General features: G+C 71.1%; 13 protein-coding genes. 7 read left to right on the forward strand and 6 right to left on the reverse strand.

Features of this window, described 5'->3' with window-relative positions; genetic code table 11:
- Positions 1-79: 79 nt before the first annotated feature.
- Positions 80-1,945: a site-2 protease family protein gene (locus DJ73_RS15080; protein ID WP_094558367.1), complete on the reverse strand. Its 1,866-nt coding sequence runs from the start codon at positions 1,943-1,945 to the stop codon at positions 80-82.
- A 168-nt stretch (positions 1,946-2,113) separates the two neighbouring features.
- On the opposite strand from DJ73_RS15080, the gene DJ73_RS15085 reads away from it, so the two are divergent.
- A complete protein-coding gene (locus DJ73_RS15085; RefSeq protein ID WP_094522512.1) occupies positions 2,114-2,356 on the forward strand; it encodes a hypothetical protein in 243 nt (80 codons plus the stop codon).
- A gap of 89 nt (positions 2,357-2,445) precedes the next feature.
- On the opposite strand, the gene DJ73_RS15090 is transcribed toward DJ73_RS15085, so the two are convergent.
- The 3 genes from DJ73_RS15090 to DJ73_RS15100 form a co-directional block, all read right to left on the reverse strand.
- A complete protein-coding gene (locus DJ73_RS15090; protein WP_094558369.1) occupies positions 2,446-4,164 on the reverse strand; it encodes a methyl-accepting chemotaxis protein in 1,719 nt (572 codons plus the stop codon).
- Positions 4,165-4,323: 159 nt separating this feature from the next.
- Entirely contained in the window at positions 4,324-5,307 is a 984-nt protein-coding gene (locus DJ73_RS15095) for a 5,10-methylenetetrahydromethanopterin reductase (RefSeq protein WP_094527480.1), read from the reverse strand.
- Between the two features lie 24 nt (positions 5,308-5,331).
- Positions 5,332-6,090, reverse strand: coding sequence for a coenzyme F420-0:L-glutamate ligase (locus DJ73_RS15100; protein WP_094522515.1), 759 nt, complete (start codon positions 6,088-6,090; stop codon positions 5,332-5,334).
- Positions 6,091-6,552: 462 nt separating this feature from the next.
- On the opposite strand from DJ73_RS15100, the gene DJ73_RS15105 reads away from it, so the two are divergent.
- Positions 6,553-7,056 carry a DUF367 family protein gene (locus DJ73_RS15105; protein WP_094522517.1) on the forward strand — a complete coding sequence of 168 codons (504 nt, stop codon included), beginning with the start codon at positions 6,553-6,555 and terminating at the stop codon, positions 7,054-7,056.
- 108 nt (positions 7,057-7,164) lie between these two features.
- Positions 7,165-7,638 carry a redoxin domain-containing protein gene (locus DJ73_RS15110; RefSeq protein WP_094522519.1) on the forward strand — a complete coding sequence of 158 codons (474 nt, stop codon included), beginning with the start codon at positions 7,165-7,167 and terminating at the stop codon, positions 7,636-7,638.
- 45 nt (positions 7,639-7,683) lie between these two features.
- Here the strand turns inward: DJ73_RS15110 and DJ73_RS15115 are convergent, their stop codons facing one another.
- Complete coding sequence (locus DJ73_RS15115) at positions 7,684-8,046, reverse strand: DUF5518 domain-containing protein (RefSeq protein ID WP_094522521.1); 363 nt, start codon at positions 8,044-8,046, stop codon at positions 7,684-7,686.
- An 88-nt stretch (positions 8,047-8,134) separates the two neighbouring features.
- Here DJ73_RS15115 and DJ73_RS15120 point away from each other — a divergent pair, with 88 nt between their 5' ends.
- The 3 genes from DJ73_RS15120 (at position 8,135) to DJ73_RS15130 (ending at position 9,849) form a co-directional block, all read left to right on the forward strand.
- Positions 8,135-9,172, forward strand: a complete 1,038-nt coding sequence (locus tag DJ73_RS15120) for a hypothetical protein (RefSeq protein ID WP_094558368.1) — start codon at positions 8,135-8,137, stop codon at positions 9,170-9,172.
- A gap of 93 nt (positions 9,173-9,265) precedes the next feature.
- A complete protein-coding gene (locus DJ73_RS15125) occupies positions 9,266-9,565 on the forward strand; it encodes a hypothetical protein (RefSeq protein WP_094522525.1) in 300 nt (99 codons plus the stop codon).
- Positions 9,566-9,669: 104 nt separating this feature from the next.
- The gene (locus tag DJ73_RS15130; protein ID WP_094522527.1) at positions 9,670-9,849 is read left to right on the forward strand and encodes a hypothetical protein; all 180 of its coding nucleotides are present in this window, start codon (positions 9,670-9,672) and stop codon (positions 9,847-9,849) included.
- A 45-nt stretch (positions 9,850-9,894) separates the two neighbouring features.
- Here the strand turns inward: DJ73_RS15130 and DJ73_RS15135 are convergent, their stop codons facing one another.
- Complete coding sequence (locus DJ73_RS15135; protein ID WP_094522529.1) at positions 9,895-10,962, reverse strand: type II glyceraldehyde-3-phosphate dehydrogenase; 1,068 nt, start codon at positions 10,960-10,962, stop codon at positions 9,895-9,897.
- 176 nt (positions 10,963-11,138) lie between these two features.
- Between DJ73_RS15135 and DJ73_RS15140 the strand changes: the two genes are divergently transcribed.
- A complete protein-coding gene (locus DJ73_RS15140; RefSeq protein WP_094527484.1) occupies positions 11,139-12,089 on the forward strand; it encodes an aminopeptidase in 951 nt (316 codons plus the stop codon).
- Positions 12,090-12,230: the final 141 nt, after the last annotated feature.

The following is a 12,230-nucleotide window of genomic DNA, read 5'->3' on the forward strand; positions in this document are numbered from 1 at the left end:
TTTCGGCCCGCGGAGAAACCCGTTTCCCCTTCGGCGGGGACACCGCGGGAACTCCGGCCCGGCCGGCGGTCCCGGAGCCTCAGATCAGCCCGAGCGCCGCGAGGATCTGGTTGCCGAACACCATCGCGATCAGCCCGGCGAGCATGACGAGCCCCGACGAGACGGTGATCGTCCGGACCGCGGCGTGCCGGTCGGAGAGCGGGATCCGACTGATCACCGCCTCGGCGACCATCCGGAGGATCCGCCCGCCGTCGAGCGGGAACGCCGGGAGGCAGTTGAACAGCGCGAGCTGGATGTTGATCCAGCCGGTCCAGAAGAGGAGGTTCGCGAGCAGGAAGACCCCGCCGGCGAGCGCGCCGGAGGCCCCGTCGACGACGAAGAAGTTCGTCACGTCGCCGGTGAACCCCGCGAAGTTGAACGGGAGCCCGAAGAGACTGCCGAGCGGGAGGATGAGCGAGACGAACACGAGCCCGAGCGGCGAGTCGGTCAGGCCGCCGAGCGCCATTCCGTCGCCCGCGGCCTCGCCGCCGTCGCCGCCGAGCAGTTCGAGGTACGCGCCGGCGGGGTACTCGGAGACGCCGAAGTCGTCGAGCGCGAGCCCGCTCGATCCGGGGAACACCGAGACGCCAACGAACCCGCCGTCGCGGTTCGGGTGCGGGGCCAGCTCGACGTCGTACGTCTGCCGCTCGTCCGCGGCGTCGTAGGCGATCACCTCGACCGTCGCGCCGGGGTCGCGCTCGCCGAGGACCGCCGAGAGGTCTCCGGCGTCGTGGATCCGCTCCCCGTCGATCGAGACGATCGTCAGCGGCTCGCCGGGCGCCGCCCCGGCGTCGTCGAGCGGGCCGTCCTCCTGCACGCCGAGCGCGTAGGCGCCGATCGGGATCTCCGCGGTCGTCGCGTTGCCCCCGTCGCCGCCGGCGCTCCTCACCGACACCGTGGCTCGCTCCGCGTCGCCGACGGCCTCGTAGAAGCCGCGCTCGGTCGCCACCGGGTCGCCGTTCACCGACTCGACGGTCAGCGGCGCCTCCGCGATCATCACGCCGAGGGGGTTCCCGCCGGCGGAGCCGACCGCCTGCAGCGAGCGCTCGACCTCGACGGTGCGCTCCCCGTCGCCGTCGTCGGCCGTGACGGTCACCGTGTCGCCCGCGTCCGCGAGCGCGGCCTCGAACTCGGCGGCCGTGTCGACCGGCGCGCCGCCGACCTCGACGATCCGGTCACCCGCCGCGAGGTCCGCGGCCTCGGCCGGCGAACCGGGGTTCACCTCGCCGACGGCGTAGCCGGGCGCCGGCGAGATGGCGCCGGCGACGGGGCCGAACAGCAGCGCGAACACGAGCACCGTGAGCAGCGTGTTGGCGGTGACGCCGGCCGCGAACATCCGGGCGCGGGCGCCGCGGGAGGCCGCCTGCGTCGCCTCCTCGTCCGGTTCGACGAAGGCGCCGACGGGCAGGACCGCGAAGAAGACGAGTCCCATCGACTCGATGTCGATGTCCTCGACGCGGCACAGCAGGCCGTGCGCGCCCTCGTGGACGACCATCGCGACCGCGAGCCCGCCGACGATCTCGGGCGCGACCGACAGCGGCAGGAAATCGTTGACGCCGGGGATGATGAGGAAGTTCTGCGGCTGCCGGATCGCGGAGGGCTGAGCGGTGTTCAGCGCCGAGGCCGCCGACGAGAGGATCAGGAAGAACGACCCGATCATCGCGACGAGGGCCCCGCCGAGCCCGAGGTTCGCGAGCCCGCGCCAGAAGCGTCTCGGGGCCGCGAGCCGGTCGAGGAACTCCCGGCCCCGGAGCGTGCGGAGGGTCAGTATCGGACCGGAGACGCCGACCGACTCCGGCAGTATCCCGCGGTCCCGGAGCCACAGCGCGGCCGCGGAGTACGCGAGGACACCGGTGAGGACCCACAGGAGCGTGTTCTCGGCGAACAGGTCCGTCAACGCGTTCATTACCGTCACGTCCGTGTCCGTTCGGTGTAAGGCGTTCGGTTATCGGAACCGACTCGGCGGGGAGCAGCCGTCGCGTCGGCCCGCCTCCGAGCGGGGCGCCGTCCGTATTCCGAAGGGATAGCGGCCGAGAACTCAACACCCAAGTACCCCGCGGATCAACGCCCGTCCATGTTCGCGCTCATCGACTTCGTCGCGCGGGTCGTCGGCGACATCGGCCGCTTCCTCGACATCTTCCTGAACGACCTCATCCTCGGCGCCGGAGACCCGCTCTCGGCGCTGCTCGTCCTCGTCGGGCAGGTCCTGATCGTCGCCTCCGTGGCCGCGCTCGGCTACGCCGCGGTCGGCGCCCTGTTACAGGAGATCGGCGTGAAGATCCCCTCGCTCGGCGGTCGCGGTCGCTCCGAGCAGTAAGCGGGCGTCGACCTCACTCGCCGCGGCGACGTGGACCGCGGTCGCGACCGGATCCTCTGCGACGGCGTCGACCGCGGTCGCGACCGGGCTCAGTCGTCGGTCGAGGCCGGCCGCGTCCGGGCCGACGTCCCCGACTCCGACCCCGTCGGCCGCGGCGTCCCCGCGACCGGTTCCGCCGGCACCTCGAACTCGTCGAGCCTCGCGAGGAGTTCGTCGGACCGGTCGGAGAGCGCGTGCGCGCTGTCGGTCGCCTCGGAGACGCTCGCGGTCTGTTGCGCCGCCGCCGCGGCGACGGTCTCGGCCTCGCTCGCGGTCTGGCCGCTCACCGCCGCCACGTCCTCGACCATGTCGACGACCTCCTGGGTCGTCCGGGCCTGGTCGTCGGTCGCCTCGCTGATCTCCTGAACCGTCTCGTCGACCACGGTCACGTCCTCGACGACCTCCTCGAACTCTCGGAGGGTCGACTCGACCGCGCCGACGCTCTCGGACACCTGCGACTCCATCGCGTCGACGTCGGCCGCCGTGTCGGTCGACACCGACTGTATGCCGTCGATCCGGTCCGAGATCGCCGCCGCCTCGGCCCGGGTCTCCTCCGCGAGCGCCTTCACTTCGTCGGCGACGACCGCGAACCCGTCGCCGGAGCCGTCGGCCCGAGCGGCCTCGATCGAGGCGTTCAGCGCGAGCAGGTTCGTCTCCTCCGCGATCCCGTCGATCACGGCCGCGATCTCGTCGATCTCGTCGATCCGGTCGACGAGGCTTTCGACGGCGGTCGCCGTCTCCCCGATCCGCGCTTCGAGGGCCTCCAGTTCGGCGATCGCCTCGGCGGCCTCCTCCCGGCCGGCTCGACCGCGGTCCGCGGCGCTCCGGGCCGTCGTCGCCGCGTCGTCGGCGGAGGCGGCGATCTCCTCGACGGTCGCCGACAGCGTGTTCATCTCCGCCGAGACGGCGTCCAGGTCGTCCGTCTGCTCGCTCGCGCCGTCGGATATCTCCCGTACCGACCGCGCGACCTCCTCGGACGCGTCGTCGACCTCGTCCATGCTCGCCCGCACGTCGTCGCTCGACGCCGCGACGCCCTCGGTGAACGACCGGACCTCGCCGATCGTCTCGCCGACCGTCGCGACGAGTCGGTTGTAGTTCCCGACGAGCTCGGCGTACCGGTCGTCGTCGGTGCCGAGCGACTCGGCGTCGATCGTCGCGGTGAGGTCGCCCGCCTGCGCGCGCTCGGCGGCGTCTCCGAACGCGCCGACGACCGACTCCAGTTCTGTCGTGTACGCCGCCATGTTCGCGGCCATCTCGTCTAAGGCGTCGCCGAACTCCCCCGGGACCTCCTCGTCGAGGACCGGGTCGTCGAACTCCTGCGCGGCGAGCGCCTCGGCCTGCGCCGAGACGGTCCCCAAGTAGCGTTCGACCTCGACGAACGAGCGGACGAGGCCGCCGATCTCGTCGGGCTGGTCGCGGCCCACGGGTCCGTGAGAACGATCGCGGACAACCCGCTCGTCAGAACGATCGCGGCCCACCGGCTCGTCCGCCTGATCGCCGGACCCGTCACGACGGACGTCGCCCGCCGCGATCGAGTCGGCTCCGGCTTCGAGGCGTCGGAGCGGCGCGACGAAGTCCCGGCGCACGATGAGCAGCGTGTTGTAGATCGCCGCGATCGCCCCGAGGAACAGCGTGCCGGAGACCGCGGACGCGAGGGCCCCGGAGAGGACGAACGGGGTGAGGAAGATGCCGACGGTGACGAGGAACTGGATGCCGACGGCCGTCAGGATTTTGCGCTCTATCGACTCGGAGACGCCGAGGCGGTCCATCGTGGCCCAGAGGAGGGCCTCGTACCGCTCGCGAACTCCCCGGCGTCGCTCTCGGTCGCTCGACATGATCCGAACTGGGCCGAAGCGGCTTAAGAACCTCTGCCCCGAGTTCTCAGGAGCGATTCTCGATTCTCGGACCGCGGGAGCGCGGGGGTGGAGTTAAAAGAGGCCGTCGACGGTCTCGGCCGCGAGGTCGACCGCCGACTCCAGGTCCGGGCCGAGCGGCGAGCCGACGACGAGCCCGTCGGCGTGGTCGGCCACGGCCGCCGCGCGCTCGCGGACGGTCGCCGGCGAGCCGGCCATGCAGAACGCGTCGACCATCGCCGGCGTCACCAGGTCGAACGCCGCCGAGAACTCGCCCGCGGAGACGCGCTCGCCGATTTCGGACGCCGCGTCCGGGTCGATCCCGTGACGCTTCAACACCGGCGGCGCCGCGCCCGCAGTTATAAAGGCGACCGGGGGTCGGGCGGCCTCGCGGGCCGCGTCCTCGTCCTCGTCGATCGAGACCGCGGCGTACGCGATCAGGTCGAAGCCGCCGCGGTGATCCGGCCGGTCGGCGAGCCCGTCGTCGACCTGCTCGCGGGCCCACTCGAGGTCCTTCGGGTGCGAGCCGTTGTACAGCAGGCCGTCCGCGTGCTTCGCCGCCATCCGGCACATGTGCGGGCCCTCGCCGCCGACGTGGATCGGGATGTCCGCGCCCTGCGGCGGCTCGTAGTTGAGCCCCGCCTCGCTGGCGTCGAAGGTGCCGTCGTGGTCGACGCGCTCGCCTGCCCACAGCTTCTGCGCGGTCTTGAACGCCTCCAGCACGGAGCGGAGCCCGCGCTCGTCGGCGAGCCCGAGGTTCGCCAGCGTGGAGGGGTCGCCGGGGCCGAGCCCGAAGACGGCGCGTCCTTCGGAGAGCTCGTCGACGGTGGCGACCCGGGAGGCGAGCGTCACGGGGTGGGTCTCGTAGGGGTTCGCGACGCCCGGGCCGATCCGGACCGACTCCGTGGCGGTCGCGAGCTGCGAGAGGAACGCCCACGGGTCGCGGTTGTTGTAGTGACACGTCGAGTAGACGGCGTCGTAGCCGGCCTCCTCGGCGCGGACGCCGAGGTCGACGAGGCGGTGCAGGTCGTGTTCGGGGGTGAGTTCGATACCGAGCATGTCAGTTGTCCTCGTAGCTCCGGTTCAGCTGTCCTCGTAGCTCCAGTCGCGCAGCGCCTGCCGGACGAAGTCGCCCGCGACCTCGCGGAAGTGGTTTTCAGAGCCTTCGTGGTCGCCGAACGTCCAGTCCCGGACGACGACGACCGGCGTCCCGCCGTCGCCCTCGCCGGCGACGAGGTTCGCCGCCGCGGCGAGCTCGTCGATGACGTTCTGGACGGTGACGCCCATCTCCCGGCCGTCGCGGTCCCGCTCGCCGCGCCAGTCGCGGCTCGCCGGCAGGCCGGCCCAGCCGATCGCGACCCCGCGCTGGCCGTGGCGGAACGGTCGCCCGCAGGTGTCGCTGACGACCACCCGGTCGGCCGCGAGCCCCTCGCGGATCCGCTCCGCGCTCTCGGAGGGGCGCTCCGGGAGCAGCAGCAGGTCGCCGTCGGGGACGTTCGACCGGTCGATCCCGGCGTTGACGCCGATGTGGCCGAAGCGCGTCGCCGTCAGGAGGAACGGCGCCTCCATGATGAGCTCCGTCGACTCCTCGATGACGGCCTGCGCGAAGCGCGGGTCCTTCTCCTCGCCCGAGAGCTCCGCGAGCCGGTCGGCGACCTCGTTCGCGCGCGGCCCGGCCGGAAAGTCGGAGAGGTCGAACGTCCGTCCCTCGGCCTTGGAGACGACGGTGCTGGCGACGACGACGACGTCGTCCTCGCGGAGGTCGACGCGCTCGTCGATCATGGCCGCGAGGTCGTCTCCCTCCCGGATCTCCGGGAGGTCCGGGACGGCGAACAGCTCCATACGGACTCCTGCGGGGCGACGAGGAAAAACCCCGCCGGTACCGGGCCGGTTTGACGGTATTCGGGACACCCCGCGGAGCGTGGAGACCGCGACGGCGAATCCGTCTCCCGTCATGCCTTTACAAACCAGCCTAACGTCCAGTTGAAAGCGTGTTTAGAAAACGTATAAGCAAAGTTAGAGATAGTAAGCAAACACATATTAGGAAATATGCGAAATAATGATTTTTTCAGCCGAACGCATTTACGTGGTCGGCCACGAGCACTGACCGCGATGAGTGAACCCACAACCGAAGGCGAATCGGAGCCGATCGGGACGCAAACGCGCGTCCCGCCGGAAAGCGACAACCGCGGCCCGTTCGTGACGCGGACTCGCGCCCCGTGATCGGGCGGGAACGACCGCCGCGACATTTTTTCGCCTCGTCCCGTCCGCACGGCTTATACGCGGCTCCCGCGAACGCCGGGTGTGGACCTGCACGTCCGGTACGAGGGCGACGACGACCCCGACAAGTGCACGGCCCGGAAGCTCGCGCGGTTCGACCTCGCCGAGCTGCACCGCTCGGACCGCGCGACTCCCTACGGGGTCGTGCTCAACCCGCACGCCGAGCGCGCCCTCTCACCCGCCGACGCCGAACTCGCCCGCGAGAACGCGCTCGTCGCGCTGGACTGCTCGTGGGAGTCGGCCGGCGAGAAGATGTTCAGCCTCCCCGGCGAGCACCGCGCGCTCCCGTACCTCGTCGCCGGCAACCCCGTGAACTTCGGCCGACCGATGCGGCTCACGACGGTGGAGGCGTTCGCGGCCGCGCTCGCGATCCTCGGTGAGCCCGACCACGCGGAGCGAGTCATGGCGAAGTTCACGTGGGGAGAGACGTTCCTCGACCTCAACGAGGAGCCGCTTCGGCGGTACGCCGACTGCGAGGACTCGGCCGAGATCGTCGCCGTTCAACAGGAGTACCTGGACCGGAAGTAGCGGGGGATCGGATGCCCGTTCCGGACTCGCGTGACGCGGCGCGAGCGGTACCGGATCCGAACGGGGGTGCGGCAAGCCTTTTGACCGAATCGCACGTATTGCGTGCCGATGGTTTCTACTGGTGACACCGCACCCGACATCTCAGCGAAGATCGGTACGAGCGACCACGAACCGTTCGAGCTTCACGACCACCTCGGCGACGGCGCGGTCGTGCTCGCGTTCTTCCCCGGGGCGTTCACGCCGCCCTGTACGAACGAGATGGTCGCGTTTCAGGAGCACGCCGACGCCTTCGACGAGGCCGGCGCGACGATCTTCGGGATCAGCGCGGACTCCCCGTTCTCGCAGGGCGCGTTCCGCGAGGAACACGGCATCGAGTTCGACCTCGTGAGCGACATGGGCGGCGACGCGATCCGGGCGTACGACCTGGAGATGGACATCGCCGAACTGGGGCTCCACGGCATCGCCAATCGCGCCGTCTTCGTGCTCGACGAGGCGGGCGAGGTCGTCTACGACTGGGTCGCCGAGGACCCGACGAACGAGCCCGACTACGAGGCCGTGCTCGACGCGGCGCAGTCCGCCTGAACGCCGGCGACCGCGTCGCCGTTCGCTCCGCTTCTATTTATCCGGTCAGTCGCCGAGCACGCCGCCGATCGCCCCCGCAAGCGCCGAGTCGATCGCGAACAGGAACGTCAGGAACAGGCCGACGACGAGGACCCCCGCGCCACCGAGGAGGCTCCCGACCGGCCCGCCGGCGAGCCCCACGAGCCCGCCGAACGCGGCCAGCAGGAGGGTGACGACGACCCCGCTCACGGAGCCGGCCAGCAGGCCGTGCCACGTCCCGGAGAGGAGCCCCCCGCCGGCGACGTAGCCGGCGACGAACCCGCCGATCAGTCCGGCACCGACGTGGCCGACTACTGGGGCGAACGTCGCGAGCAGCCCGGCGATCAGCATCACGACGAACCCGTAGCCGACGGCGTGCCAGTCTGTCATGCCCTCGGGTAGCCGTCCGCGGAATAAGTATTCGCCGGGACGGCCCGGGCGTCGGGATTTAACACATCAAGCGCGCTATACACACGGCGTGCCTTCCGATTCGCCCTCCTCGGCCGAGGAGACGGTCTCGGCAGCCGCCGGCTCCGCCGCCGAGAGTGACACCGCCGGCTCCGTCGCCGAGAGTGACACCCCCGACTCCGCCGCCGAGAGCGACGCGACCGACTCCGCCGCCGAATCGCATCGCGCCGTCGAATGGGGCCCGGTCCGCTTCGAGCGCCTGCGTTCGCTGGCGCTCGGCGCGACCGTGACCGCGGGCGGGCTCGTCCTCGCCGCGCTGCTGTTCGTCGGCGTCGGCGTCGCCGCCTCCCTGCTCGGCGGGGAGGGACCGCCGCCGTCGACGTGGGCGATGGCCGTCGTCCTCTTCGTCGGCGGCCCGATGTCGCTGCTCTACTGGGTCGTCGCGTACGACCGGACCTCGCCGGAGCGGCGCCGAGAGCTCCTCTCGCAGTTCGGCGACTACTCGTTCGACCCCGCTCGCTTCCGCGCCGGTTGGACGGTCGCCGGGGCCGGAGCCGTGCTCGCGGTGGCGGTGGCGGCTATCGGCCCCGGTCCGTTCTCGGCCTCGCCGTCGCTGTTCTCGGGGTTCGCCCCGATGCTCGTTTCGCTCTTCGTGTTCCTTCCGATGATCGCGGGCTCGCGCGGGACGGATCTGCGGCTCGACCCGACCGCCGGGACGATCGAGCGGACGGACAGGAGCCACGACCGAACGCGCTCGGACGACCTCGGTGCCGTGGTCCGAACGCGGCGGATCGACCTCCCGTGGGCGACCGTCTTCCTGCTCGCCTACCGCGGGAACGCGTGGTACCGGTCGACCCCGTGGCTGTTCGTCCCGACCGAGCTCGCGGACGACATCGAGCGGGGCATCGAGGAGGCGCTCGCACGGAGCGACGGTCCCGATCGGGCCAGCGTCCCGGAACGCGTCATCCTCGCGATCCTGGGCTCCGCCTCGCTCGTCGTGGGCGTCACGATGGCCGTCGCGACGGGCGAGGGCGCCGCCGGCGCGCTGTTGACGCTCCTGACGGCGCCGTTCAGTCTCCTCTTCCTCGCGCTCGCGGCGCGGCTGTAACCCCTGAAGGCGGCCTCGGGCATGCCCTCGTCGACACCGGACGTGTCACCCCCTACCACGCGACTCATATACCCGGCTCTCCTAGTACCGGGTATGGACAGAACGCGTCTAGAGAGCGCGCTGGAGGAAGCGTTCGGCGGCACCGAGGCCGAGCGGCGGGCGGTCGCCCGGGCGGCCTGCGACCTCGCCGACTCCGGTCGACCCTCCGAGGACCGCGGGCACGCGCTCACCGTCGACGGCGTGGTCGATCACCTCGACGACGCGCCCGACGGCTCCTCGGTCGTCGAGCGCTGGAACTGGTGGCTCGGCGCGCTCGACGCCGCCTACGGCGGGTACGACTACTTCACCGTCCGGTTCGTCGAGGGGGACGAAGAGGCGGGGCTCCGTCGGTAAGTCCGCGCCGCCGGGATCGGCGGCGTTCGCCGCCGATGAGTTTACTTTCACTTTCACTCCGGGCATGGCTCGCTTATACGGGCGATCCCCCCGAACGCTGAGGTATGAGCGCGAGTACACACGATCGGCCCCGATACGCGACGCCGACGCGCGTGGACGTCACCGACTGTCGAACGGACCGGATCGCCGACCGCGTCCGTACGAACCGCGTGCGCGGGAGCGAGGTGGCACTGGAGCGCCGCGGCGGGAGAACGTTTCTCGTGACGCGGCCGTCGTCGGAGTGAGAGTCGTCGTCGGAGTGAGAGTTGCCGTCGCCGGCGCGGAGCGAGTCAGTCGTCGGCCGTGAGCGGGCTTCGCCCGGTACCGCCGTCGGAGAGCAGGCTTTCGAGGCCGATCCCGAGCGATTCGTCCGTCCGGGCGATCGACTCCGCGCGGGGCGTGTCCGTCGCCAGCGCCCGGATCGCGTCGACGTTCTCCGGCACGACGTCGGCCTCCTGGTGGACGTTCTGGAACAGGTAGAGGTCTCGGCCCTCGACGCTTATCGACTCCTCCCAGACGCAGTTCTCCCAGAGGTCGCCGCGCGGTCGCCCGACGTCGGCGGCGTAGTCCTTCAGCGCGCCGGCGCCGTCGATCCCGGCGCGCTCGGGGATCAGGAACAGGCGGCCCTCGCCGCCGAGGAGGGCCGCGACCGCGGCGGCGGTCGGCTCCGCCTCGAGGGTCACGTTGACGCTGTGTGTGTGCATCGCCGTGACCGACGCTTTCAGCGCGGCCGTGTCGACGTCCACGCCCGGGAGGATCGTGTTCACGTCGGGACCGTGGTGGGAGGGGACGGTCTTCGGATCGGGCACGACGTCGTTGATCGGCCCGCGGTCGGTCTCGCTCGGGTCGCCGCCGCGGCGGACGAGCGTCACGCGCGCCTTCTCGACGCCGTACGTCTCGTCGAGCGGCGCGAGGAGTCGGGAGAGCCCGGTGGTGTTACAGGAGACGACGCGGAGCGAGTCGGCGTCCCAGACGCCCTCGTGGCTCCCGCGGGCGTTGAACGAGGCGTCGGCGATCGCGGCGTCCTCGCCGCCCTGGTAGACCGCTGGCACGTCGTGGGCCTCGTACGTCGGTCGGTTGCGCTCGCCGATCCCGGAGGGACAGCAGTCGACGACGACGTCGACGGCGTCGAGCAGGTCGGCGAGCGTCCCGGTCACGCCGACGCCCGCGTCCTCGAACTCGCCGACCCGGTCTTCGATCGCCGCGTAGAGGTCGTAGCCGCGTCGGATCGCGGCCTCGGCGCCGTAGTTCGGGGTCGTCTTCGTCACGCCGACGAGGTCCATGTCGGGCTGGGCCGCGACCGCGTCCGCGACCCGCTTGCCGATCGTGCCGTAGCCGTTGACGCCCACGCGTATCATGGCGTTCACTCCATTCCGTAATGGCATAATCTTTTCGAGTATTCTGGCAAGAAATTAACTACGGCGTGAGTAACGGGTCGGTAAATTCGGACGACCCGACAATGTAACTGAGTTTCGTAAGAGAGTAAATAAAGCGGACCCGAAGGCCTAACGCCCGTGAGAACCGATCATCGCGTATGTCACCGACCCTCTCCGAGGCGGCGGAGACCGCCGTGAACCAGTGTCTGAACGTCGCGCAAGACGAGTCGGTCGTCGTCGTCACCGACGACGAACGCGAACCGATCGGCGCGGCCCTGTACGCGGCCGCGACCGCCGTCACCGACGACGCGACGGTCCTCCGGTACCCGCCGGCCGAGCAGCACGGGACCGAGCCGCCCGCGCCCGTGGCGGCCGCGATGGCCGAGAGCGACGTCTTCCTCGCGCCGACGACGAAGAGCCTCAGCCACACCCGCGCTCGGGGGGCCGCCTGCGACGCCGGCGCCCGCGGCGCGACGCTTCCGGGTATCACCGAAGACGTGTTCGCGACCGGGCTCGACGCCGACTACGCCGCCATCGAGGCCGCGTGCGACGACGTCCTCGCGCAGGTCGCCGGCGCCGACGAAGTGCGCGTGACCTCGCCCGAGGGCACCGATATCACGTTCGGGATCGGCGAGCGCGAGTGGCTCTCCGACACCGGGATGGTCCGCGACCCGGGCGACTTCTCGAACCTGCCGGCCGGCGAGGTGTTCGTCGCGCCCGAGACCGCGACCGGGACGTTCGTCGTCGACGGGACGATGATGCCCCACGGCCTGCTCGACGAGGACCAGACGCTCGCCTTCGAGGTCGACGACGGTCTCGTCACGAGCATCGACGACGACGCGATCCGCGCCGACGTCGAGGCGGCCGCGGAGTCGGTCGGCGACGCCGCGTACAACCTCGCCGAGCTCGGGATCGGAACCAACGTCGGCGTCGACGAACTGGTCGGCTCCGTCCTGCTCGACGAGAAGGCGGGCGGCACGGTCCACATCGCGATCGGCGACGACGCGGGGATCGGCGGGGAGACGGACGCCCCGATCCACCTCGACGGGATCCTCCGGAACCCCACCGTTTACGCCGACGGCGAGGAGATCCAGCTGCCGACCGCGTAGGGGGAGCCGGGTCAGAGACGGTCGCTCATTTATAAACGAACGTTGCGGTCGGCGCGTGCCTCCGAGCGCCCAGCGGGCGCGAGGAGCACGCGCGAGGGACGCGGCGACCGAAGGGAGCCGCGAGGCTGGGGAGGCGTGAGG

This window comes from Halorubrum sp. Ea1, from assembly GCF_002252965.1.
Classification (GTDB): Archaea; Halobacteriota; Halobacteria; order Halobacteriales; family Haloferacaceae; genus Halorubrum.